Source organism: Pseudomonas sp. SIMBA_068, assembly GCF_046534705.1.
Lineage (GTDB): Bacteria > Pseudomonadota > Gammaproteobacteria > Pseudomonadales > Pseudomonadaceae > Aquipseudomonas > Aquipseudomonas putida.
On the sequence record NZ_JAWRYI010000016.1, the window covers coordinates 91220 to 115689 of the forward strand.

General features: G+C 63.3%; 19 protein-coding genes. 8 read left to right on the top strand and 11 right to left on the bottom strand.

The window, feature by feature from the left end:
- Positions 1–72 precede the first annotated feature (72 nt).
- Complete coding sequence (gene rmf, locus SB756_RS26850) at positions 73–288, bottom strand: ribosome modulation factor (RefSeq protein ID WP_003248687.1); 216 nt, start codon at positions 286–288, stop codon at positions 73–75.
- Between the two features lie 561 nt (positions 289–849).
- Between rmf and rlmKL the strand changes: the two genes are divergently transcribed.
- Positions 850–3042 (top strand): bifunctional 23S rRNA (guanine(2069)-N(7))-methyltransferase RlmK/23S rRNA (guanine(2445)-N(2))-methyltransferase RlmL, encoded by a 2193-nt coding sequence (gene rlmKL, locus SB756_RS26855; protein ID WP_410912593.1) that lies wholly within the window; start codon positions 850–852, stop codon positions 3040–3042.
- 94 nt (positions 3043–3136) lie between these two features.
- On the top strand, positions 3137–5530 hold the full coding sequence (locus SB756_RS26860; RefSeq protein WP_341798025.1) for a diguanylate cyclase: 2394 nt from the start codon (positions 3137–3139) through the stop codon (positions 5528–5530).
- A 128-nt stretch (positions 5531–5658) separates the two neighbouring features.
- On the opposite strand, the gene dacB is transcribed toward SB756_RS26860, so the two are convergent.
- The 8 genes from dacB to SB756_RS26900 form a co-directional block, all read right to left on the bottom strand.
- Positions 5659–7116, bottom strand: coding sequence for a D-alanyl-D-alanine carboxypeptidase/D-alanyl-D-alanine-endopeptidase (gene dacB / locus SB756_RS26865; RefSeq protein WP_016500780.1), 1458 nt, complete (start codon positions 7114–7116; stop codon positions 5659–5661).
- A 186-nt stretch (positions 7117–7302) separates the two neighbouring features.
- Entirely contained in the window at positions 7303–7647 is a 345-nt protein-coding gene (locus SB756_RS26870) for a YggL family protein (protein WP_016500779.1), read from the bottom strand.
- 41 nt (positions 7648–7688) lie between these two features.
- Positions 7689–11321 (bottom strand): ATP-binding protein, encoded by a 3633-nt coding sequence (locus tag SB756_RS26875; RefSeq protein ID WP_410912596.1) that lies wholly within the window; start codon positions 11319–11321, stop codon positions 7689–7691.
- An 8-nt stretch (positions 11322–11329) separates the two neighbouring features.
- Positions 11330–11947 carry a response regulator transcription factor gene (locus tag SB756_RS26880; RefSeq protein ID WP_016500777.1) on the bottom strand — a complete coding sequence of 206 codons (618 nt, stop codon included), beginning with the start codon at positions 11945–11947 and terminating at the stop codon, positions 11330–11332.
- A 285-nt stretch (positions 11948–12232) separates the two neighbouring features.
- Positions 12233–13564, bottom strand: coding sequence for a deoxyguanosinetriphosphate triphosphohydrolase (locus SB756_RS26885; protein WP_059395422.1), 1332 nt, complete (start codon positions 13562–13564; stop codon positions 12233–12235).
- A 147-nt stretch (positions 13565–13711) separates the two neighbouring features.
- Positions 13712–14041, bottom strand: a complete 330-nt coding sequence (locus tag SB756_RS26890; RefSeq protein WP_016500775.1) for a hypothetical protein — start codon at positions 14039–14041, stop codon at positions 13712–13714.
- Positions 14038–14412, bottom strand: coding sequence for a phage holin family protein (locus tag SB756_RS26895; protein ID WP_016500774.1), 375 nt, complete (start codon positions 14410–14412; stop codon positions 14038–14040). Before SB756_RS26895 ends, SB756_RS26890 begins: the two co-directional genes overlap by 4 nt.
- A gap of 9 nt (positions 14413–14421) precedes the next feature.
- Positions 14422–14736 (bottom strand): YqjD family protein, encoded by a 315-nt coding sequence (locus tag SB756_RS26900; RefSeq protein ID WP_016500773.1) that lies wholly within the window; start codon positions 14734–14736, stop codon positions 14422–14424.
- Positions 14737–15049: 313 nt separating this feature from the next.
- Here SB756_RS26900 and SB756_RS26905 point away from each other — a divergent pair, with 313 nt between their 5' ends.
- The 5 genes from SB756_RS26905 (at position 15050) to SB756_RS26925 (ending at position 18421) form a co-directional block, all read left to right on the top strand.
- Entirely contained in the window at positions 15050–16258 is a 1209-nt protein-coding gene (locus SB756_RS26905) for an ammonium transporter (protein WP_341798027.1), read from the top strand.
- 72 nt (positions 16259–16330) lie between these two features.
- Positions 16331–16570, top strand: a complete 240-nt coding sequence (locus SB756_RS26910; protein WP_019473185.1) for a glutaredoxin family protein — start codon at positions 16331–16333, stop codon at positions 16568–16570.
- 109 nt (positions 16571–16679) lie between these two features.
- The gene (locus SB756_RS26915; RefSeq protein ID WP_341798028.1) at positions 16680–17111 is read left to right on the top strand and encodes a D-Ala-D-Ala carboxypeptidase family metallohydrolase; all 432 of its coding nucleotides are present in this window, start codon (positions 16680–16682) and stop codon (positions 17109–17111) included.
- A gap of 65 nt (positions 17112–17176) precedes the next feature.
- A complete protein-coding gene (locus tag SB756_RS26920; protein ID WP_258655900.1) occupies positions 17177–17485 on the top strand; it encodes a transcriptional regulator in 309 nt (102 codons plus the stop codon).
- A 51-nt stretch (positions 17486–17536) separates the two neighbouring features.
- Positions 17537–18421 (top strand): pseudouridine synthase, encoded by an 885-nt coding sequence (locus SB756_RS26925; RefSeq protein WP_341798029.1) that lies wholly within the window; start codon positions 17537–17539, stop codon positions 18419–18421.
- Positions 18422–18554: 133 nt separating this feature from the next.
- On the opposite strand, the gene SB756_RS26930 is transcribed toward SB756_RS26925, so the two are convergent.
- Both SB756_RS26930 and acnA read right to left on the bottom strand, forming a co-directional pair.
- Positions 18555–20120 carry a PAS domain-containing methyl-accepting chemotaxis protein gene (locus tag SB756_RS26930; RefSeq protein WP_341798030.1) on the bottom strand — a complete coding sequence of 522 codons (1566 nt, stop codon included), beginning with the start codon at positions 20118–20120 and terminating at the stop codon, positions 18555–18557.
- 164 nt (positions 20121–20284) lie between these two features.
- Entirely contained in the window at positions 20285–23026 is a 2742-nt protein-coding gene (gene acnA / locus SB756_RS26935; RefSeq protein ID WP_341798031.1) for an aconitate hydratase AcnA, read from the bottom strand.
- Positions 23027–23250: 224 nt separating this feature from the next.
- Here acnA and rlmM point away from each other — a divergent pair, with 224 nt between their 5' ends.
- Positions 23251–24315, top strand: coding sequence for a 23S rRNA (cytidine(2498)-2'-O)-methyltransferase RlmM (gene rlmM / locus SB756_RS26940; protein WP_016500765.1), 1065 nt, complete (start codon positions 23251–23253; stop codon positions 24313–24315).
- The last annotated feature ends 155 nt before the right edge of the window (positions 24316–24470 follow it).

Below are 24470 nucleotides of genomic sequence, written 5' to 3' on the forward strand. Positions count from 1 at the left end.
TCAAGGGGCCCCTGGGCCTTCGCCCGCCGCCCGGATGGGGCGTGCATGGTAAATCGAATTCAGTGTCCTCGATCAGCCAACGGCGTGATTTTCGTTGAGTCTATGGATGCCAGCGGTGCCAGTCATTCCGTCCCAGTTATCACCGCGACCTTCGCGCCAGCCGTTGATCCAGGCTTGGCGAACAGAAGGAAGATTGAAGGGGCAAAGTTCGCGGGATTTGCCGGTGACCCCGTATTGGTAGCCACGTGAATATGCTCTTTCCAACGGATCACGCTTAAGTCTTCTCATAGGGTGTTGCCCTCACTTGTTGACTGTAATGTCCCGTCGGCCTCTCTGAGGCCGGGCAGAGTCTTTCTGCCGGTTTGCGCTCGCTGCCGGCGTGGCGAGCTGAAAGTGCCGCCTCGTTGCGAAGCGGCCTGAGACCAGTTCTAACGAATGCGAGTCACGGTGTGAATGATCGATTTGTCATAAGCACGTAACCTTTCATAGGGTCAGGGGATAAGTAAATAAATGCGACTTAACCTTATTTGAGGTTTAGCCCGCTATGATCAGGGTTTGCTGATCATTGACGTCATTTCGCCAGCGTTGCTCGCGGGTGACAGAAATAATTTGAAATGCGACGAAGGGTCACACAGGCCCCTCTATCGCCAGAATTTTTTGTACTGCCTGATGATCTAAGCTGTCTTTGCCACTTGGCCGAGCGCAGATCGGTCAGGCGGCCCGGCCCTTCGCGGCACGCTTATGTGCCAGAAAAGGCCACCCGCACGCCTGCTGGAAAGGCATGCGGGCAAACATCGCGTGGCGATGCGTCGCCTCGTCAGTCAAATAGCCCAAGGCTCTGGAATACTCATGTCGGACCGTTTCGAACTCTACCTCACCTGCCCCAAAGGCCTCGAAAGCCTGCTTGCCGAAGAGGCCAAGGGCCTTGGCCTTGACGAGGTGCGTGAGCACACCTCGGCCATTCGCGGCGCCGCCGACATGGAAACCGCCTACCGCCTGTGCGTATGGTCGCGCCTGGCCAACCGGGTGCTGCTGGTGCTCAAGCGCTTCTCCATGAAGAACGCCGACGACCTTTATGACGGCGTCAACGCGGTTGACTGGGCCGACCACCTGGCAGCCGACGGCACCCTCGCGGTGGAGTTCAGCGGCCATGGCTCGGGCATCGACAACACCCACTTCGGTGCGCTGAAGGTCAAGGATGCGATCGTCGACAAGCTGCGCAACCGCGAAGGCCTGCGCCCGTCGGTGGAAAAGATCGACCCTGACGTGCGTGTGCACCTGCGCCTGGACCGTGGCGAGGCCATTCTTTCCCTCGACCTGTCCGGCCACAGCCTGCACCAGCGCGGCTATCGCCTGCAGCAAGGTGCTGCGCCGCTGAAGGAAAACCTGGCGGCAGCAGTGCTGATCCGCTCGGGCTGGCCGCGCATTGCCGCCGAAGGTGGCGCACTGGCCGACCCGATGTGTGGTGTGGGTACCTTCCTGGTCGAAGCGGCGATGATCGCTGCCGATATCGCGCCCAACCTCAAGCGTGAACGTTGGGGTTTCAGTGCCTGGCTCGGCCACGTGCCGGCGCTGTGGCGCAAGGTACACGATGAGGCGCAGGCCCGGGCGCAGGCCGGCCTGGCCAAGCCACCGCTGTGGATCCGCGGTTACGAAGCCGACCCGCGGCTGATCCAGCCGGGCCGCAACAACGTCGAGCGCGCCGGCCTGGGCGACTGGGTGAAAATCTATCAGGGCGAGGTCAGTACCTTCGAGCCACGCCCGGACCAGAACCAGAAAGGCCTGGTCATCAGCAACCCGCCCTATGGCGAGCGCCTGGGTGACGAAGCCAGCCTGCTGTACCTCTACCAGAACCTGGGCGAGCGCCTGCGCCAGGCCTGCATGGGCTGGGAGGCGGCGGTGTTCACAGGCGCGCCGCAGCTGGGCAAGCGCATGGGTATTCGCAGCCACAAGCAGTACGCGTTCTGGAACGGCGCCTTGCCGTGCAAGCTGTTGCTGTTCAAGGTGCAGCCCGACCAGTTCGTGACCGGTGAGCGCCGCGAAGCGCAGGCTGACAACGCCGAAATCCGTGAGCAAGCGCCGGTAGCCAGTGAGCCGGCGCGCCTATCGGAAGGGGCGCAGATGTTTGCCAACCGCCTGCAGAAGAACCTCAAGCAACTGGGCAAATGGGCCCGCCGCGAGCAGGTTGACTGCTATCGCCTGTACGATGCCGACATGCCCGAGTACGCCCTGGCGGTCGACCTGTACCACGACTGGGTGCATGTGCAGGAGTACGCCGCGCCACGTTCGATCGACCCGGAGAAGGCTCAATCGCGCCTGCTCGATGCCCTGGCAGCCATCCCCCAGGCACTGGGTATTTCGCCGCAGCGTGTAGTACTCAAGCGCCGCGAGCGGCAGAGTGGTACGCGCCAGTACGAGCGCCAGGCCACCGAGGGCCGTTTCCAGGAGGTGAACGAAGGTGGCGTCAAGCTGCTGGTCAACCTCACCGACTACCTCGACACCGGGCTGTTCCTTGACCACCGCCCGATGCGCATGCGTATCCAGCGCGAGGCTGCCGGCAAGCGCTTCCTCAACCTGTTCTGCTACACCGCCACGGCTTCGGTGCATGCGGCCAAGGGCGGCGCACGCAGCACCACCAGCGTCGATTTGTCGAAAACCTACCTCGACTGGGCGCGGCGCAATCTGGCGCTCAATGGCTTTTCCGAGCGCAACCGCCTGGAGCAGGGTGATGTGATGGCATGGCTGGAAGCTAACCGCGACAGCTACGACCTGATCTTCATCGACCCGCCAACATTCTCCAACTCCAAGCGCATGGAAGGCGTCTTCGATGTGCAGCGTGACCACGTACAGCTGCTGGACCTGGCCATGGCTCGCCTGGCGCCGGATGGCGTGTTGTATTTCTCCAACAACTTCCGCAAGTTCCAGTTCGACGAGCACCTGATGGCGCGCTATGCCGTGGAAGAAATCACCGCCCAGACGCTGGACTCGGACTTTGCCCGAAACAACCGGATCCACCGCGCCTGGCGCCTGCAATTGCGTTGAGCCGACGAGGTACATTGCGCGGCTAATGGCCAATAGCTATAAATGTGAGGAGGGCGAGATAATCCGCAGGACGCTGACGTGACGAGATGGGTGTATGTCAAAGTGTGGCGTGCGTGCGCGGTTATTTGGCCTGTGCACAGAAGCGGTGTCCGCCTGGGCGGTGGCGCTGGTGGCTTTGGTGGCGGGCGGCCTGTTGACGGCCGCCTTGGCGCTTGCCGCGCAGACGTTCTACAAGCAGCAGTTGCGCCAGCGTTTCGAGTTGCTGGCCAGCGAGCGCTTCAGCCGCATTGCCGAGCGTTTTGATGAACAGCAGCAGCGCCTGGACGGCCTGCGACGGTTCTTCAGCTTTTCCAACGAAGTCACCCCGCTCGAATTTGACGGTTACGCCCGGCCATTGCTCCAGCGCACCCTGGCCTACGCTTGGGCGCCGCGTGTCGAAGCCGCGCAACGCGCCGAGTTCGAGCGCCATGCCAGTGAGCATTCAGGCCCGGACTATGTGATCCGTGACCAGGACGCACAAGGCCAATGGCGCCCTGCGCCGCTGCGCGACCATTACTTCCCTGTGCTGTATACCCAATCTGGTGAAATGCCAGGGCTGCCCTATGGGCTGGACCTTGCCGGCCAGGCAGCATCCCAGGCTGCCCTGGCACGGGCACTCGGGCCTGGCAGCATGGCGGTGTCCGAACCCCTGGCCATGTACGAGATCCCTTCGTACGCGCGTGGCTTGCTGCTGGTGGCGCCGGTGTTTTCCGACGCTAATCCGCATGGCGCAGCAGTAGGTTATGTGACGGCCTTGCTGAGCATGCGCGAGCTGGTCAGTGATGGGCGGCCAGTGGCGGCAGATGACAACCTGGTGGTGCGCATCGTTGATCCGTCCGGGTTGCAGGGGCCGGAAGTGATGTTCGACTCGCTGAACCAGGTCGCCCCCTTGTCGCTGGCCAGCAATCAGCAGTTGCACCTGGCCGATCGCCACTTCCAGTTGAGCATCCTGCCGAGCCTGGCGTTCGTGAAGGCCAATCGTTCGTCGGCAGTGCTGGCGGTGGTCCTGCTGGGTGGGTTGTTGAGCCTGCTGCTCAGTGCCTTGCTCTACAGCCTGTTCAGCCAGCGCCAACGCGCCTTGGCCCTGGTCGAGCAGCGCACCGCCGAACTGCGGGTCAGCGAGCAGTCGCTGCGCGGCACCCACAACCAGCTGCGCAGCGTGCTGGATGCGGCGACCCAGGTGGCAATCATCGCCACCAACCTCAAGGGTGTGGTCAGTACCTTCAATGCCGGCGCAGAGCGTATGTTCGGTTACCCGGCCAGCGAGGCGATCGGGCAGTTGCGCCTTGAGAACCTGGTGCTGCCCGAGGAACTGAGCCAGCGCGGCCATGCCCTGAGCCTGCGCTATGGTCGCCCGATTGCCGGTGGCCAGGCCATGTTCGCCGAAACGGTGCAAGCGCATGGCGCCGAACCTGGAGAATGGACCTTGTTGCGCGCCGATGGCAGCCAGTTGGTGGCCAACATGCTGGTTACCGCCATGCTGGATGAGCAGGATTTGTGGGTTGGCTACCTGGCCATCTGCATTGATGTCACCGAGCGGCGTCGGGTACACGAGGCGCTGGCGGCGCGCGACCGGCTGCTGGAAAAGCTCAGTGCCGAGGTGCCGGGGGGCATTTACCAGTATCGCCTGGATGCCAACGGCCATTCGTGCTTTCCCTATGCCAGCCAAGGCCTGTACGACATCTACGAAGTGGACCTGCAGCAATTGCGCGAGGATGCCACGCTGGTGTTCGAGCGCATCCACCCCGATGACCTGGACCGCGTGCGCCGCTCGGTGCGTTACTCGGCCGAGCACCTGGCGCCCTGGCGCGAGGAATACCGGGTGTGCCTGCCGCGTGCCGGCCTGCGCTGGGTCCGTGGCGAAGCGACGCCAGAGGTGGGGGAGCAAGGCTGCACCCTGTGGCATGGCTACCTGACGGATATCTCCGACCTCAAGGGTGTGGAGGAGGAATTGCGGGCGTTGTCGGTCACCGACTCGCTGACCGGCATCCATAACCGCCGCTACTTCCAGGACCGGCTCAAGGTCGAACTGGAGCGCGCCCAGCGCGACGGCCTGGCGTTGGCCGTGATCATGCTCGACATCGATCACTTCAAATGCATCAATGATCGCTTCGGCCATGCCATGGGCGACCGGGTGTTGCGCAGCTTGTGTCAGCGTATTGGCCAGCGCTTGCGGCGTACTGATGTGTTCTGCCGGCTGGGTGGGGAAGAATTCATGGTGCTGTGCCCGGGCAGCGATGCCGAGCAGGCGCGGCTGCTGGCGCTTGAGTTATGGCAAGGGGTGCGCACGATGCCGGTGGAAGGCGTGGGCCAGGTGACCGCAAGTTTTGGAGTGGCGGGCTGGCGGCCGGGGGAGGGCGCCGACGCCTTGCTGCTGCGGGCTGATGCGGGTGTCTATACAGCCAAGCAGGCCGGGCGGGATCGGGTGGAAGGGGAATCCGCCTGGTAGCTGCCAGTTGTCGGTACTGGCCCTTTCGCGGCTAAAGCCGGTCCCACAGGATCTTCACGGCACTTGAGGCCTGTGCAGTACCTGTGGGAGCGGCTTTAGCCGCGAAAGGGCCGGTACTGGCTGACCAATCAGTTGGCCGCGGTGCTACCGGCCAGCTTCGGCTGGCGATACAGGTCGAGCAGCACCTGGTCGAGCACCTGCGACGCACCCCACGGTTTCGGGTCGTTGAGAATCGCTGCCACCGCCCAGGTATGGCCGTTGCTGTCGCGGCTGAAGCCGGCAATCGCCCGCACGGTGTTCAGCGTGCCGGTCTTGATGTGCCCCTCACCGGTCATGGCGGTGCGCTTCAGGCGCTTGCGCATGGTGCCGTCCATGCCTACCAGCGGCATCGAACTCATGAACTCGGCAGCGTAGGGGCTCTTCCAGGCAGCCTGCAGCATCTGGGCCATTTCCCGGGTGCTGACCCGCTCCGCACGTGACAAGCCAGAGCCGTTCTCCATCACCAGGTGCGGCGCGGTAATGCCCTTTTTCGCCAGCCATTGGCGCACTACGCGCTGGGCGGCGCGGGCATCGTCGCCATCGGCATCGGTGCGGAACTGCGCGCCAAGGCTCAGGAACAGCTGCTGGGCCATGGTGTTGTTGCTGTATTTGTTGATGTCGCGGATCACTTCCACCAGGTCTGGCGAGAAGGCGCGGGCCAGCAGGCGGGCACTCTTGGGCACGTTCTCGATGCGGTCGCCACCCTGGATGCTGCCGCCCAGCTCGTTCCAGATCGCGCGCACGGCACCGGCGGCATAGGTTGCGTGGTCGAGCAGCGACAGGTAGGTCTGCGAGTTGCAGCCGTCACCCAGCTGGCCACTGACGGTTACACTGATGCCATCGGCCTGGGGTACCGGGTTGTAGCGCACATCGCCAGTGCACTGCTTCGAAGCCACCGCCTTGACCTGGTTGTCGATACGGATGCTGGCAATCGGTGGCTCGACCGCGACGGTGACTTTGCCCCCATCGTTGCGGGCCACGAAGCGCAGGGCCTTGAGGTTGACCAGCAGCGAATCGGGCTTGACCAGGAACGGCTTGTTTTCATCGCCGCCGTCATCATTGAACTGCGGCAGGTTGGGTTGCACGAAGTGGCTGCGGTCCAGCACCAGGTCACCGGTGATGGTGCGCACGCCATTGGCGCGCAGGTCACGCATCAGCAGCCACAGCTTTTCCATGTTCAGCTTCGGGTCGCCGCCCCCTTTGAGGTACAGGTTGCCATTGAGCACGCCGTTGCTCAGGGTGCCATCGGTGTAGAACTCGGTTTTCCACTGGAAGGTGGGGCCGAGCAGTTCGAGGGCAGCGTAGGTAGTGACCAGTTTCATGGTCGAGGCCGGGTTTACCGAAACATCGGCATTGAACACGGTCGGCGTGCCGGGGCCGTCCAGCGGCAGCATTACCAGCGACAGGGCTGTGTCCTGCAGCTTGTTGGCCTTGAGCGCCTGCTGCACTTTGGCGGGCAGGGTGGTATTGACGGCGGCGGCCTGGCTGGGCAATGCGAGTGGCAACAGCAGGCTTGCAAGAATGAAGGGACGAAGCGTTTTGATCATAATGGATAAATACCCTGCGGCGAGGGAAAAGGGCACTGGGGCTGTAAGAGATGATGGCCCCACGACGAAAGAGTACGCATTATGCCCCAAGCGTAGCGACGATGCGCCACGTTCGACGGAAAAGCACCGCCAATAAAAAAGGCCACCCGCAAGGGCAGCCTTTTCAGCGATCAAGCCAGGCAGGTATCACTCAGCCTTGTTGATCGGCTTTTCCGGGTACCAGGCGTCCAGCAGCGGGCTGACTTCGATCTTGGTCAGTTCGCTACGGCCCTTCAGCCAGGTTTCAACGGCAGCGCGCTGTTCTTCGCTGGCCGAGCCGCGTTTGACCGAGCACACCAGGCCGTAATCGTCACCGCCTACATAGTCCAGGCCGTTGGCGTCCATCGCTTCTTCCAGGAACGCATCGAGGAAAGCATCGATTGCCTGGTCATCCAGATCTTCCTTGAATTCCAGGTTCAGCTCGAAGCCCAATTCCTGAAACTCGTCGACACACAGCTTTTTGCGCAGACGACGGGAGCGGTTTGTGGCCATGAAACAATCCTCTTAGGTAATAACGCCGCGCAGTCTACCAGTTAACACGTCTGGCTGCCTGCCTGTGTGCACGCGCCGGTGGCCAGTTCCTTGGCCAGAGCCCGTTCTACACGGCACATGTGCCGCGCCAGTGCCTGGCGCCGCAGGCGCAACTGGTGCGTGGGCAGGCCGCGGGCCTCCAGCGCCTCGCAGGCCTGCATCAGGTCGGGGGCTTCCAGCATGCGGGCCGCACTCAGCACCTTGTGGGCCTGCTCGGCAATGGCGTCGCTGTCATGCTCCGGATGCAGCGCCATCAAACTGGCCAGATCGGCCTGCAGGCTTTGCTGCAAGGCCAGCAGGAAGCGCTGGCGGTCGGCGGGGTCATGCCCGACCACTGCAGCCAGGCCGTCCAGATGGTAAAGCTTGCGCCGGGGCTTTTGCTGGCGGCGCGGACGAATGCTCGCCAGGTGCTGGCTGAGGGTGCCCAGGCTGATCGGCTTGAGCAGGCAGTCGTCCATACCGGCGCTCAGGCACCGGCGGCGCACCTCTGGCTGCGCGTTGGCGGTATAGCCGAGAATGGTGCAGCGCAGCCGCTTGCCATGGCGTTCTTCGGCACGGACGGCGGTCGCCAGTTGGTATCCGTTCATGTGCGGCATGTTGCAGTCGAGCACCAGCACATCGAAGTCGCCTGCGCGCCAGGCCGCCAGGCCTTCGCGGCCATCGCGGGCGCTGGCGTGCGGCAGGCCCAGGTAGCCGAGCTGCTGCGCCATCAGCTGCAGATTGGCCGGGTGGTCGTCGATCACCAGTACGTTCAGCCGCGGGTCAGGCACATCGAGGTGCTCGAGGAGCGACGCTGGGGGTGGGGCGGCGTCAATCCGCTGCAGCGGCATCTTCAGGCGCACCTGGGTGCCAACATCTTCCAGGCTCTTGATGGTCAGGCTGCCGCCCATCATTTCGCACAGGCTGCGGCAGATGGCCAGGCCCAGCCCGGTACCGGCACGGGCGCCCTGGCTGTGCGGGTTGGCCTGGATGAACGGATTGAACAGGCGTTGCAGGTCGTCGGCATGGATGCCGATGCCACTGTCGCGCACTTCCAGTTCCAGCACTGCGGGCGTGGTGTTGCCGTCATCCTGCAGACTGACGCTGATACGGACCTGGCCATGCTCGGTGAACTTGATGGCATTGCTCACCAGGTTGGACAACACCTGTTTGAAACGCAGGGGATCGAGCAGTGCGTGGCAGCGCGCGGCGGGTGCAATCTTTACCTCCAGAGCAAGGCCTTTCTGGCGCGCCTGCCCCTCGAAAATACGCCCTACCGATTCGACCAGTGCTGCAAGGTCGACGGCCTCCGGGGCCAGGGACAAGTGGCCAGACTCGATGCGCGCGATGTCGAGAATATCGCCGATCAGGCCCAGCAGGTCCTTGGCTGAATGGTGGGCCAGCTGCAGTGCGCTGCGGTCTACCCGGCCCTGGTCGGCGCGCTTGACTGCCAGTTCGAGCATGCCGATGACGGCATTCATCGGGGTGCGGATTTCATGGCTGATGGTGGCCAGGAAGGTGCTCTTGGCGCGGTTGGCATCGTCGGCCTGCTGCTTGGCCTGACGCAGTTCCATGACCAACTGGCGGCGCTCGCTGATGTCGATCCAGCCGCCGATGATGCCCTGCACCTCTCCCAGCGAGTCGCGGTACGGCAGTATCCAGTGATAGATGGTCATTTCGCGGCCCTTGATCCGCAGTGGCCGGTCCATGATCAACGGCGAGCCTGCGGCCATGACTTTCAGGTAGTCGGCCTGGATCTGCCGGGTTTGCTCTTCGTCGGCAAACAGGCTGCCGTCCAGCTGTTTGCCGATGACTTCGTCGGAGCGGGCTTGCACGGCTTCCAGATAGCTGTAATTGCAGCTTTGCAGGCAGGCCTCGCGGTCACGTACGTACATGGGGTGGGGGGTACCGTTGAGCAGGGCGCGCATGAACGCCAGTTGGTCGCTCAGTGCTCGTTCGGCGCGTTGGCGCTGGCGGATCTGCAGGCGCAGGCGGGCGTTCCAGAGCAAGGCCAGCAACAGCAGCGCGACCATGCCCAGCACCACCTGTAGCGCAAGCTGGCTGTAGCCGTTGCCGTTGCCATCGTCGTGCTGCCCGAAGCCGCGCCAGCGGTTGTTGATTACCCCCAGCTCTTCTGGCGAAATGCTCAGCAACGCCTTGTCGAGGATCGACATCATCGCCTGTGACGGAGTGCTTGTGGCCATGGCGAAGTTGGCGGGCTCGCTGCCCACCGTGGTGCGGATGACCAGCCCGGGGTTGTTGGCCAAGGCATGGTTTGCGTCGAGCAACGTGGTGATCACTGCGTCCACCGCCCCGCTGTTGAGCAATGCCATGGAATAGAACCCGCTTTCGGTCTCGACCCAGCCGATTGTCGGATAGTGCCGTGAGAGCTTCGCGTTCATGGCGCTGTAGCGGGTAATCGCCACGCGATGCCCCTGCAACTGCTCCAGGGTGTTCAGGGCCATATCGTCCTTGCGGCCTACCAGCACGAAGGCGCTCTCCAGGTAGGGCCGACTGACTTGCAGGTCATCGTCGGTCACCGCGCCGGTGGCCAGTGCGGCAATCACATCTGCGCGGCCATCTTTGAGGCGGGCGATCATGTCGGCGATGCCGCTGGTACGCTGCACTTCAAAACGCAAGCCGGTGCGCAGGCTGATGAACTCCAGCAGGTCGGCAGTGATGCCGCGAAAATGCCCCGAGCCATCGAAATACGATAGCGGCGCAGCCGTATCATCGATCGTCACGCGCATCACCGGGTGATCTTGCAGCCATTGTTCCTCGGCGTCTGTCAGTTGCAGCTTGCGCTCGGTCAGCAGCAGGTCGCTGCCGGCGCTCCAGCGTTTGAAGATGCTGGCGCGCAGGGCGGGGGGCTGGCTGTCCAGTGTGGCGTTCACCACCTCCAGCAGCAGCGTGTCCTGCTGGCGCAAGGCAAAGCCGAAGCCAATGGCCTCGTGCTTGCCGAAATTGGCCATGCGCAGACGCGGCAGGTGGCCGCGGTTAAGCAGATAGTGGGTGGAGATGGTATCGCCGATGTACACGTCGGCCTGCCCGAACGCCACGGCGTTCAAGGCCTGGCTGGAGGAGCCAAAGGCCAGCAGCTCGGCCATGGGGTAGGTGCTGTGTACCTCCTGCTTGGGCAGGTAATGGTAAAGCATGCCCAGGCGCAGGCCGGCCAGGTCCATGTCGAGCGCCCGGCTTTCGTCTTCGCGTGTTACCAGCACCGGCTGGTCAATGGCATACGGTTGCGACAGCGCCAGGCCGTCGCTGGCCGCTTCGTAGCCATTGGCGCTGCCAAGCAGGTCGATATCACCATGCCTGAGCGCCTCCACCGCCGCCTGCCGACTGGGGAAGCGCAGCACCCGTACGGGTAACTGCAGGGCTGTGCCGATCAGGCTCGCGTACTCGGCGGTGAGGCCCTGATAGTCGCGGCCGCCACTGGTGATGTCGAACGGCGGGTAGTCTGGCGCCGACGTGCCCAGTACCAGTTCCTGACGGCCTTCGAGCCATTGCCGTTGTTCGGCCGTGAGCATGGGTTGGGTCGGCTTGGCCGATGACCGAGCCAGTAAAGTATAGGACGAAGCCCCTTGATAGGTGGCCTGCGCTACGCCGCTGAACAGGAGCAGGGCGAGCAGCAGGCGAGCAATAGGGTGCGGCATGACCACCCTCAGACCAGCGCGTTGCGTTTGGCTATTTCGATCAGGTCAACCAGTGTACTGACCTGAAGTTTGTGCATGAGGCGCTTCTTGTAGGTGCTGACAGTCTTGCTGCTGAGGAACATGCCCTTGGCAATTTCCTTGTTGCTGCGGCCTTGGGCGAAGAGTTGCAGGACCATCAGTTCGCGGTCATTTACCTGGCGGAAAAGTTGCAGCTCGGTATCGGTTGTCTGGTTGTGTTTTATTGCCTGGCTGGGGAAATAGTTGTAGCCGGCCAGTACCGCCTTGATAGCACTGAGCAGTTCGCTCAGGTCTTCCTGCTTGCACACATAGCCTGCGGCGCCGGAGTGCATGCAACGCACGGCAAACAATGCGGGAGACTGGGCGGTCAATACCAGAACCTTCAATGGCAGGGCCATGGCCTGGAAGCGGGAAAGTACCTCCAGCCCGTCTAGCTTGGGGATGCTGATGTCGAGGATGACCAGGTCGGGCGCGGCTTCACGAATCATCTGCATGGCGTCCACGCCATTGTCCGACTCGCCGACGATCTTGTAATTCTGGTTTTCCAGCAACATACGGACGGCCAGGCGGATGACAGGATGATCGTCGACAATAAATATGGAATGCATGTTCAACTTCCCTGCGGGCGATTGAGGGGGACAACCGGCACCTTATCGCAGTTGGAAGTCATCGGGCATGCGAGGGAGGGCGATTCGCTCCTTATGGGAAATGGCTTACAAGATAAAACAAAACGGGCTACGAAATTTTTGTGTTTGACCCAATGTCAAAGCGTCTTTGGTAACTTTTCATGGGCTTTTATTCGTACTGTTTAACTTGCTGCCAGTATATGTAGGAAGTTTCCTGCAGTACGCGGTGCAGCACTGGCTGAGGGGCCGTGGCTGCACCGGCGTGATTCAGGTGGGGCTGGAGCGCCCGGTCATTTCCCGGGCCATTTCGCTGGCATAGCTGTCGGTCATCCCGGCGATGAAGTCGATCATGCGCAGGAAGGCGCTGTGCAGCGAGGCATGCGGATCCGGGGCATTGTTGCCGATCAGGTCCAGCACCCGGCGGCTCTTGAACGAGGGGGTGCGCCCGCCGTGCTGTTCGAGCGCTGCGCCACAAAAGGTGTTGAGCAGAATCTCCAGGGTGGTGTAGGCGCCGATTTCGTGCAGGGTCTTGCGCTTGTCCTGGAAGATCTTGTTGCGCGCCATGTCCTTGGCCTGCAGCACGCAGCGCTTGGCCGGGCCGTGCATGTGCTCTACCAGGTCGCCCGCCAGGTGCCCGGCCAGCAATGCCTGCTGCTGCTCGACGAACGCGTGGGCGGCGGCGTTGGTCAGGTGCTCGATGGCCTTGCCACGCAGAATCGCCAGCTTGCGCCGGCGGGAATCGCGTGGGCCGAGCTGGCGGTAAGTTTCTGGCAGGTCTTCGCCGACCAGGTCAAGCAGCAGCGTTTCGACTTCGGCGTATTCCAGCAACTCCATTTCCAGGCCGTCTTCCAGGTCGATCAGCGCATAGCAGATGTCATCGGCGGCCTCCATCAGGTACACCAGCGGGTGGCGCGCCCAGCGTTGCTCTTCCAGTTGCGGCATGCCGAGCTTGCGGGTGATCTGCTCGAGCAGGGGCAGTTCGCTCTGGTAGCTGCCGAACTTGTGCTTCTTGTAGCCCAGGGCGTCGGCGTGGCGCGCGCTCCAGGGGTACTTGAGGTAAGTGCCGAGGGTGGCGTAGGTCAGCCGCGTACCGCCGTCGAACTGGTGGTACTCCAGCTGGGTGAGTACGCGAAAGCCTTGGGCATTGCCCTCGAAATTCAGGAAATCAGCCCGCTCGTCGTCGCTCATGTCATCCAGCCACCCACGCCCGGCGGCCTGCTGGAACCAGTGGCGGATGGCGTCCTCGCCGGAGTGGCCGAATGGCGGGTTGCCGATGTCGTGGGCCAGGCAGGCTGACTGCACGATCATCCCCAGGTCGCTGGGGGCGCACCAGTCGGGCAGGTTGTCGCGCAGGGTTTCGCCGACGCGCATGCCGAGCGAGCGACCTACGCAGCTGACTTCCAGCGAGTGGGTGAGACGCGTATGGATATGGTCGTTGCTGGTAACCGGGTGCACTTGGGTCTTGCGCCCGAGGCGGCGAAAGGCGCCGGAGAAGATGATGCGGTCATGGTCTTTGTGGAAAGGGCTGCGCCCGAGTTCATCGGCGCTGTAGAGGGCTTTGCCCAGGCGTTCACGGGTGAGCAGGGTGTGCCAGTCCAAGGCGCATTCTCCTGTGGATCGAAGGAAGCAGCATATCCTGTAGGAGCAGCCTTGTGCTGCGAAGAGGCCCGTTTGATCGATACACGTGTGTCGCCGGGCCGGTCTCTTCGCAGCACAAGGCCGCTCCTGCAAAGGAACCGGCAGTGTTCAGGGGCGGCGGTTGCCTTGCAGGTACAGGCGCACCAGCGGCAGCAGGCTGCTGCCCAGGCGCACCAGCCGCGCCAGGTTACCGCTGCGCACGCCCTTGCCGGTGAGGAAACCCAGCGCCACCACAGCGCCAATCCCCCACAAAGGCGCATGCTTGATCCCCAGCCCTTCATGCAGCGAGCTGCCCATGCCGCGCACGCGGCGCAGCGGTTCCATCAGTTGGCCGGACTCATGGCGAATTTCCTGGCGGTGCATCTCCATGCGCAGGCGCAGCAGTGCTTTGCGCAGTTCGCGCGGGTTACGGGTGTTTGGCAGTTGTGGCAGGCTCATGGCAACAGGCGCTCCCGGTCCTTGGCGAGTTCGTCGAGGGTGGCCCCGAAGGGCGACGATTCGTCGAACACCGCAGCCTTCAGGCGCAAGCCGCAGTACAGCGCGGCAAGGCCATAGAACACGCACAGGCCGATGATGCCGGCCAGGCGATAACTGTCCCACAGCAGCACCAGCAGCAACCCGGAAAGGGCCGTCAGCAGCAACAGGGCAAACACCAGGGCGAGGCCTGCGAACAGCAGCAGGCTCAAGGTGCGGCCCTTTTGCTCCTGCAACTCGATGCCGAACAGTTCGATATGGCTGTGCAGCAGCCCCAGCGCTGCGGCGCCCAGGCGCTTGCCCGAGGCGCTGGCGCCGTTGGCGTCATTCTCCATGGGAACCCCTTAGCGCCGGTTGGCCAGCAGGCCGATCAACAGGCCGACACCGGCCGCGATGCCGATTGCCTGCCACGGGTTTTCCTGCACGTACTGCTCGGCGCTGCCCAGCGCGGCTTGGCCGCGTTCGCGGACAGAGTCCTGGGTCAGTTGCAGGGTTTCGCGAGCTTGGGTCAGGCGGTCGTGAATCTGTTCGCGCAATTCGTCGGCCTGGTCGCCGGCCAGGTTGGCAGTGTCTGCCAGCAGCCGCTCGGTGTCGCGTACCAAAGCCTGGAAGTCAGCCATCAGAATCTCTTGTGCAGTCTTTGCCGATTTGCTGGCCATGGGCCTCTCCCTGTCGATGAGTGATGGTAATTCGAGTAATAGCACGCGCGGAAGGTTCAAGTGCCGGTGCTGGTATGGGCCTTGCTAAGGCATTGCCACGTTGCGGGGCGTCGCTGGCAGCTGTTGCGCCGATTCAGGGCGCTAGCGCAGCGGGTACCGATAAACCTTAACCCAATCCTCGACAAACCCAAGAAAAAACCACGCAGGCTCCGACCCGGTCACCGAAACAGGGCAGGGGGCTGGCACCGATTCGGTGCAGGGATGCAGGTTCTTGAACTGTCCTGGTGCCTTTTTCAGCAGGTCTGCCTATTTCATGGAAAACATGCACAGCGCGATGGACTCCCTGGTCCACGGTTCCAATACCCTGTTCATTCTCATGGGCGCCATTCTGGTGCTGGCCATGCATGCCGGCTTCGCGTTCCTCGAAGTGGGCACGGTGCGCCACAAGAACCAGGTCAACGCCTTGTCGAAGATCCTCAGCGACTTTGCCATTTCGGCACTGGTGTATTTCTTCATCGGTTACTGGATAGCCTATGGCGTCAATTTCTTCCAGCCGGCAGCGGCGCTGGCAGTCGACCATGGCTATGCGCTGGTCAAGTGCTTCTTTCTGCTGACCTTCGCTGCGGCGATCCCGGCGATCATCTCCGGGGGCATCGCCGAGCGGGCGCGCTTTGCGCCGCAACTGTGTGCCACGGCGTTGATCGTGGCGTTTGTCTACCCGTTCTTCGAGGGCGTGGTGTGGAATGGCAACCTGGGGCTGCAAACCTGGTTGCAGGCCCGTTTCGGCGCGCCTTTCCACGATTTTGCAGGGTCGGTGGTGGTGCATGCCATGGGCGGCTGGCTGGCCCTGGCGGCGGTGCTGCTACTGGGCGCGCGCCGTGGACGTTACCGCGAGGGCCGGTTGGTGGCGTTTGCGCCGTCGAGCATTCCCTTCCTGGCGTTGGGCTCGTGGATTCTGATCATCGGCTGGTTCGGCTTCAACGTGATGAGTGCCCAGACGTTGCAGGGGGTGAGCGGGCTGGTAGCGATCAACTCGCTCATGGCCATGGTCGGTGGCACCCTGTCGGCCTTGCTGGCCGGGCGGAACGACCCAGGCTTTCTGCACAACGGGCCGTTGGCCGGCCTGGTAGCGATCTGCGCCGGCTCCGACCTGATGCACCCGATTGGCGCACTGGCCACCGGCCTGGTGGCCGGCGCGTTGTTCGTCTGGACCTTCACTGCAGCGCAAAACCGCTGGAAGATCGACGACGTGCTGGGCGTGTGGCCACTGCATGGCCTGTGCGGCGTGTGGGGTGGCATTGCCTGCGGCGTCTTTGGCCAGGCGGCACTGGGGGGCATGGGCGGTGTCAGCCTGATCAGCCAGTTGCTGGGCAGCCTGATGGGCGTGGTGGTGGCATTGGTCGGCGGCTTTGCCGTCTATGGCGCAATCCGCGCGCTGCATGGGCTGCGCTTGAGCCATGAGCAGGAGTTCCAGGGCGCGGACTTGTCGCTGCACCGTATCGGCGCCACCAGCCAGGATTGAGCCAGGTCAGGTGCATGACGGGCGCGACAGACCTAGAATAGGTTTCTCTGCATGCCAAACCGGGACCTGCCCATGCTGCCTGAATGCCAACTTTTCGGCACCCTCGGCTGCCACCTGTGTGAAGTGGCCGAAGCTGTGCTGATGCCTTTCGTCGATCATGGCCTGCTGGTGGAGCTGGTCGACATTGCCGAGAGCGAGCCCTTGTTCGAGCGTTACGGCCTGATCATTCCGGTGTTGCGACGCTGCGACAATGCCGCCGAGCTGCACTGGCCGTTCGATGCCGAACAGGTGGTGGCGTTCCTTGGGCAATGAAGGCCGCAGAGGAGTCGCAACCCTGCTCCATGATCTGTGACGCGAGCTGATGATCAGGTGCCGGCGCACTCTGGCGCCGTTACCTCCCTCATCATCGGAATAGTTCGCCATGTTGATCACCCCACATTTCACGTTCGATGAAATGACCGTTTCCCAGCTCGCCGCCAGGGACGGATTCGATAACACCCCGCCCCCTGAAGCCAGGGCCAACCTGCAATTGCTGTGTGGTGCGCTGGAGCAGGTGCGCGCACTGTTCGGTGCGCCAATCATCATCAGCAGCGGTTTTCGCAGCGAGAGGGTCAACCGGTTGATCGGCGGTGCCACGAACAGCCAGCATGTACAAGGCCTGGCGGCGGACTTCACGGTAATTGAAGTCAGCCCTCGGGAAACCGTACGCAGGATCAGCGAAAGCGCCGTGCCGTTCGATCAACTCATCCTGGAGTTCGACAGGTGGGTGCATCTGTCGGTGGCCCGGGGCACGCCGCGTCGGCAGGTTTTGACCATGCGCAAAGGAAGTGGCTGCCTGGCGGGGCTGCAATGAAGCGCATTGACGGCGGCAAGGGGATGTTCGTATGCTGTATATAAATACAGTATCGAGGTAAAGCCATGCTCAACGTCGAGCAACTCAAGTACAGCGTCAACCGCATGCCCGTGGATCGGGTGGCTGACGCCGTTCTGGAACTGCGCCTCGAAGGCCTGGTGACCGACGACCGCACGCCGTTCGGTAAAGTGCACTTCAATACCTGCTTCGCCGAAATCGAGGCCTTGTTCCAGCGTGCCGGTTACCACCGCGGGCTGGATGTGGTGGGTTACCAAGGGTTGCTCTATGCCCTTTACGACCCCAGCCGTTGGGAGCCGGTGCAGGTGCTGCGCTGGCTGAAGGAACGCAGCGAGGCGATAGTCCAGGCTGGTTGAGGGCGCGGGCTTGGGCGATAATGCGCGGCCGTGAACGTTTCGAGCCCTGCCATGACCGCGCCCTTCGACCCCGCCCGCCAGCAAGCCAGTACGGTGTGCCTGCCCCCCGGTAACTGGGCGACGGTGCTCGATTGCCTGTGCGACCATTTCAAGGCCATCGACCGCGCCCAGTGGCTCGACCGTTTTGCCCGTGGCAGGGTGCTGGATGCCGAGGGCCGGGCGGTTGCCGCCGAGTTACCCTACAAGCGTGGCATGCGTTTGCACTACTTCCGCGAAGTGCCGAACGAGCGGCCGATCCCGGTGCAGGAGGTGGTACTGCACGCGGACGAACACCTGGTGGTGGCAGACAAACCGCATTTCCTGCCGGTGACGCCAACCGGTGAGTACGTTGAGCAGACCTTGCTGCGCCGCCTGATCCGTCGCCTGGATAACCCGCACCTGGTGCCGCTGCACCGCATTGACCGGCACACCGCCGGGCTTGTGCTGTTTTCTGCCAACCCGCACAGCCGCAGCGCCTACCAGCGCCTGTTCCCTGAACGGCGCATCGACAAGCGCTACCAGGCCATTGCGGCGGCTATGCCGCAGCATGCATTTCCACTGGTGCACAAAAGCCGCCTGGTGCATGGTGAGCCGTTTTTCCGAATGCACGAAGTAGCAGGGGAGGCCAACAGCGAAACCCTGGCCGAGGTGCTGGAGAAGAACGGTGAGCTGTGGCGCTATGGGCTGTCGCCAGTGACCGGCAAGACCCATCAGCTGCGCGTGCACATGGCAGCCTTGGGGGCGGGGATCTGCAATGACCCGTTCTATCCGCAGCTGCTTGATGCAGCGGATGACTACCAGCGGCCGCTGAAACTGCTGGCGCAGAGCTTGCGTTTCGAGGACCCGTTGAGCGGCGAAGAGCGCTATTTCGAGAGCCGCCTGCGTCTGGACTGGTAACACAGACCGCAGGCATACGCGGCCCTTGTGGGAGCGGGCTCCAAGGTCACTAGGTTCCTGTGGGAACGGCTTCAGCCGCGAACACCGGCAGAGCCGGTGCTACCCACAGCGGTGGAGTGCCGGGTCGCGAGCATTAGCGGTTGAACCGCTCCACCAGTGAATACTGGCTACCCGCCGTGCTGGTCAGCTCCTCGCTCAGCAGTGCCGAATGCTGCGCCTGTTCGGCGGTTTGGTCGGCCAGTTCGGCAATGGTGCTGATGTTGCGGCTGATTTCGTCGGCCACTGCAGTCTGCTCTTCGGTAGCGGCGGCAATCTGGGTGGCCATGTCGGTGATGTTGGCCACCGCTTCGCTGATCCCCACCAGTGCCTCGTCAGCCTGCATCACACGGTCGACGCCTTCCTGCGCCTGGCGGTGGCCGGTTTCCATGGTCAGCACGGCGTTGCTGGCGGTTTGTTGCAGCTTGGCAATCAGGCCGTGGATCTGCCCGGTGGACTCGGCAGTACGCTGGGCCAACTGGCGTACTTCGTCAGCCACCACGGCAAAGCCACGGCCCATTTCACCGGCACGCGCCGCTTCGATGGCCGCATTCAGTGCCAGCAGGTTGGTCTGGTCGGCAATGCCCTTGATCACATCGACCACGCCACCAATCTCGTCGCTGTCCTTGGCCAGTTGGGTGACCGTCTGGCCGGTTTCGCCCACCGCTGCCGACAGGCGCTCGATGGCCTCGCGGGTCTCCCCGGCAATCTGCCGGCCCTGGCTGGTCAGGCGGTTGGCTTCCTGGGTGGCATCGGCGGTGCGCTGAACGTGGTTGGCCACTTCCTGGGTGGTGGCGGCCATCTGGTTGACGGCGGCGGCGACCTGCTCGGTCTCCACCCGCTGGCGCTCCAGCCCCGAAGAACTCTTGTGTGCCAGGGCGTCGGACTGGCGCGCCTGGTCGCTGAGGTGTTCGGCACTGTCCTGCAGGCGGGTCAGGCAGGTTTTCATGCGGGCATCCTGGCTGAGCATGGCCATTTCCAGGCGCGCCTGTACGCCACGGCTGTCGGTGAACATCTGCGCGATCAGCGGGTCGGAGGTGGTCTGTTCGGCCAGGCGCAACAGGCGCTTGAGGCCGCGCTGCTGCCAGCTCAAGCCCAGCAGGCCCAGGGGTACGGATAGCGCGGCAGCCAGGGCAAAGCCCCAGGAATGGCCCAGCCAGTTGCCGATCAGGAAGCCCACCTGGCTGATCAGGATGAAAGGCAACCAGTCCTGCAGCACCGGCAGCCACTTGTCCCTGCGAGGTACCGCTGGCTTACCCTGGTTGATGCGCTGGTACAGTGCTTCGGCGCGGCGAATCTGCTCAGCGGTTGGCTTGACCCGCACCGACTCGAAACCGACAACCTGGTTATTGTCGTAAATCGGTGTGACGTAGGCGTTGACCCAGTAGTGGTCGCCGGACTTGCAGCGGTTCTTGACGATGCCCATCCACGGCTGGCCCTGCTTCAGGGTTTGCCACATATGGGCAAACACGGCAGGCGGCACGTCGGGGTGGCGTACCAGGTTATGCGGCGCGCCGGTCAACTCTTCGCGGGTGAAACCACTGATGTCGATGAAGGCATCGTTACAGTACGTGATCACGCCCTTGGCGTTGGTGGTGGAGATCAACCGCTGCTGGGCAGGGAAAGTCCGTTCTCTCTGGGTAATCGGCTGGTTGTTACGCATGGGGTGATAGTCCGCAGGGCTTTGGACAGGTATCGGCAAGCCACTGGTTTTATTGAATGATTATTTAATGTGGCTGGGTTGGGGTTGTCGTTGCCGCTATGGCGCCTGAGAATCGAGCGCCGCCCGCGCGGCGCTCGGTCTATCTCCAGCCGTACCTCCCAGCCTCAGCCGGCGATCATCTGTCGCAACACGTAGTGCAGAATTCCGCCGGCTTTGAAGTACTCCACCTCATTCAAGGTATCGATCCGGCACAGCACCTCGATCTGTTCCTGCTGCCCATCTTCGCGGGTAATGCGCAACGGCAGGCTCATGCCTGGGCGGATCTGTGCACCGCTCAAGCCCAGCACGTCGATCCGCTCCTTGCCGGTCAGCACCAGCTGCTTGCGGTCGTGGCCGGCCTTGAACTGCAGCGGCAGCACGCCCATGCCCACCAGGTTGGAGCGGTGAATGCGCTCGAAGCTTTCCGCCAGCACCGCCTTGACCCCCAGCAGGTTGGTGCCTTTGGCCGCCCAGTCGCGGCTGGAGCCGGTGCCATATTCCTGGCCGGCGATCACCACCAGCGGGGTGCCTTCCTGCTGGTAGCGCATGGCCGCATCGTAGATCGACAACTTCTCGCCGCTTGGCACGTGAAGGGTATTGCCACCTTCCTCACCCCCCAGCATTTCGTTGCGGATACGGATGTTGGCAAAGGTACCGCGCATCATCACTTCATGGTTGCCACGCCGCGAGCCATAGGAGTTGAAGTCGCGGGGCTCCACGCCCTTCTCGCGCAGATAGCGCCCGGCAGGGCTGTCGGCCTTGATGTTGCCGGCAGGGGAGATATGGTCGGTGGTCACCGAGTCGCCCAGCAGCGCCAGTACTCGCGCGCCCTGGATGTCGGCGATTTGGGGGGGCGGCCCGCCGATGTCGTCGAAGAACGGCGGGTGCTGGATGTAGGTAGAGTCGGCCTGCCACACGTAGGTGGCAGCCTGTGGCACCTCGATGGCCTGCCACTGCGTATCGCCGGTAAACACTTCGGCGTATTCCTTGTGGAACATCGCCGTATCGACCTTGGCCACTGCGTCGGCGATTTCCTGTTGGGTGGGCCAGATATCGCGCAGGTACACCGGCTGCCCATCCTTGCCCGTACCCAGTGAATCGCGGGTCAGGTCTACCCGCACGCTGCCCGCCAGGGCGTAGGCCACCACCAGCGGCGGCGAGGCCAGCCAGTTGGTCTTGACCAGCGGGTGCACGCGGCCTTCGAAGTTGCGGTTGCCCGACAGCACCGAGGCCACGGTGAGGTCGGCGCTGCCGATGGCTTTCTCGATCGCTTCGTCCAGCGGGCCGGAGTTGCCGATGCAGGTGGTGCAGCCATAGCCGACCAGGTCGAAGCCCAGTTGATCGAGGTAAGGGGTGAGCCCCGCTGCCTCGAAGTAGTCGGTGACGACCTTGGAGCCCGGCGCCAGCGAGCTCTTGACCCAGGGTTTGCGTTGCAAGCCTTTTTCCAGGGCCTTTTTCGCCACCAGCCCGGCCGCCATCATCACACTGGGGTTGGAAGTGTTGGTGCAGGAGGTGATTGCGGCAATCACCACCGCGCCATCGCGCAGGGTGTGAGTCTGGCCTCCATGGCTGTAGTCGATCTCGCCAGCCTGGTCGGCGTTGCCCACCGCTACACCGCCGCCGCCCTCGCTTTCCAGGCGGCCGACTTCCTTGGCCAGCGGCTTGGGCTGCAGTTCGATGAAATGGTCAAAGGCCTGGCTGACCTGGCCCAGCGCCACGCGGTCCTGCGGCCGCTTGGGCCCGGCCAGGCTTGCTTCGACCTCGTGCATGTCCAGTTCCAGGCTGTCGCTGAACAACGGCTCCTGCCCCGGCAGGCGCCACAGGCCCTGAGCCTTGCAGTACTGCTCGACCAGTTGCACAGTCGCGTCCGGTCGGCCCGACAGGCGCAGGTAGTCCAGGGTCACCTCGTCAACCGGGAAGAAGCCACAGGTGGCGCCATACTCCGGTGCCATGTTGGCGATGGTCGCACGGTCTGCCAGCGGCAGCTCGGCCAGGCCGTCGCCATAGAACTCGACGAACTTGCCCACCACACCTTTCTTGCGCAGCATCTGCGTTACCGTCAGCACCAGGTCGGTGGCGGTGATGCCCTCGCGCAGCTTGCCGGTCAGTTTGAAGCCGATCACCTCGGGAATCAGCATCGACACGGGTTGGCCGAGCATGGCCGCCTCTGCCTCGATGCCACCGACACCCCAGCCGAGCACGCCCAGGCCATTGATCATGGTGGTGTGCGAGTCGGTACCGACCAGGGTGTCGGGGAAGGCGTAGGTGCGGCCATCGGCTTCACGGGTCCACACCGTGCGGCCCAGGTATTCCAGGTTGACCTGGTGGCAGATGCCGGTGCCCGGCGGCACTACGCGGAAGTTGTCGAAGGCGCTCTGGCCCCAGCGCAGGAAGGCATAGCGCTCGCCATTGCGCTGCATTTCGATATCCACGTTCTCGCCGAAGGCCTGCGGCGTGCCGTAATGGTCGACCATTACCGAGTGGTCGATCACCAGGTCTACCGGTGACAAGGGGTTGATCCGCTGCGGGTCGCCGCCGGCCTTGGCCATGGCTGCGCGCATGGCGGCCAGGTCGACCACGGCCGGCACGCCGGTGAAGTCCTGCATCAGCACGCGCGCCGGGCGGTATTGGATCTCGCGGTCGGAGCGCCGCTCGCTTAACCATTGGGCAATGGCGCGCAAGTCATCGCCGGTGACGGTGTGGCCGTCCTCCCAGCGCAGCAGGTTTTCCAGCAGCACCTTCAGCGACATGGGTAGGCGTTGCAGGTCGCCCAACTGGCGGGCGGCCTCGGTAAGGCTGAAATAGTGATAGGTCTGGTTGCCGACCTGGAGGGTCTTGAGGGTGTTCAGGCTGTCGAGCGAGGGCATTGCCAACTCCTTCTGCGCCGGTGCCCGGCAAATACTCAAGGTCTGCCGGTGTCACCGCTCTGTTTCGATCCGCACGGTACGGACCTGGCTGAGTGGTCAGGTTAGACCGGTTTGCGGCCCCTGACCCTTTTCTGGACCGGCGGGGCGTGTCGCAGGTTCCGAACTTCCTTTATTATCGCCGCCCTGCCGGCGCCTGTTGCGCGCCAGCCGTAGTGGAGTGAGAGATGAATACCCTGTTCATGCATTGCCGGCCCGGTTTCGAGGGCGAGGTGTGCGCCGAAATCAGCGAACATGCCGCCCGTCTGGGTATTGCTGGCTATGCCAAAGGCAAGCCGCACAGTGCCAGCGCCGAGTTTGTCTGTACCGAAGAAGGCGGCGCCGAGCGGCTGATGGGGGCGCTGCGTTTCAACGAGCTGATTTTCCCGCGCCAGTGGGCCCGGGGCGGTTATGTCGAACTGCCGGAAACTGACCGCATCAGTGTGCTGCTGGCGGAGCTGGCCGACTTGCCTGTGTTCGGCAGCCTGTGGCTGGAAGTGCTGGACAGTAACGAAGGCAAGGAATTGTCTACCTTTTGCCGCAAGTTCGAAGTGCCGCTGCGCAAGGCGCTGGAGAAGGCCGGCCGCCTGGTTGACGACGCCAGCCGCCCACGCCTGCTGCTCACCTTCATCAGCGGCCGGCGGGTGTTCGCCGGTGTTGCGCCGGCCAACAACAGTGCCCTGTGGCCCATGGGCATTCCGCGCCTGAAATTCCCCCGCGAGGCACCCAGCCGCTCGACCCTCAAGCTGGAAGAAGCGTGGCATCAGTTCATCCCGCGCGAGCAGTGGGAGCAGCGCCTGGGCGATGACATGACCGGCGTTGATCTGGGCGCTTCGCCGGGTGGCTGGACTTACCAGCTAGTGCGCCGGGGCATGCTGGTGACCGCCATCGACAACGGCCCGATGGCCGAAAGCCTGATGGACACCGGCCTGGTTCAGCACTTGATGGCTGACGGGTTTACCTGGCAGCCGAAGCAGCCGGTGGACTGGATGGTGTGCGACATCGTCGAGAAGCCGGCGCGTACCACCTCGCTGATCGAAACCTGGCTGGGCGAGGGACTGTGCCGCGAGGCAGTGGTCAACCTGAAGCTGCCGATGAAGCAGCGCTATGCCGAAGTACGCCGGCTGCTCGACCGCATGGAGGCGACGTTCAAGGCGCGCAAGATCAGGGTATCGATTGCCTGCAAGCAGCTGTACCACGACCGCGAGGAAGTGACTTGCCACCTGCGCCGGCTCGATCTGAAACCGCGCTGAGCCCAGCGCGCTGTTCGCGCTCCGGCTGTAGCTCTTGCTTCGGTTTTTGCTTCTAAGCGCGCGGTAGCTCAGGCGACGCAGATTGCGACTTCAGGAGGCCGAGCGCAGGGCTTGCGAAGGGAGGTGACGGGCATGGATGCCCGTCAAGCGCTGGG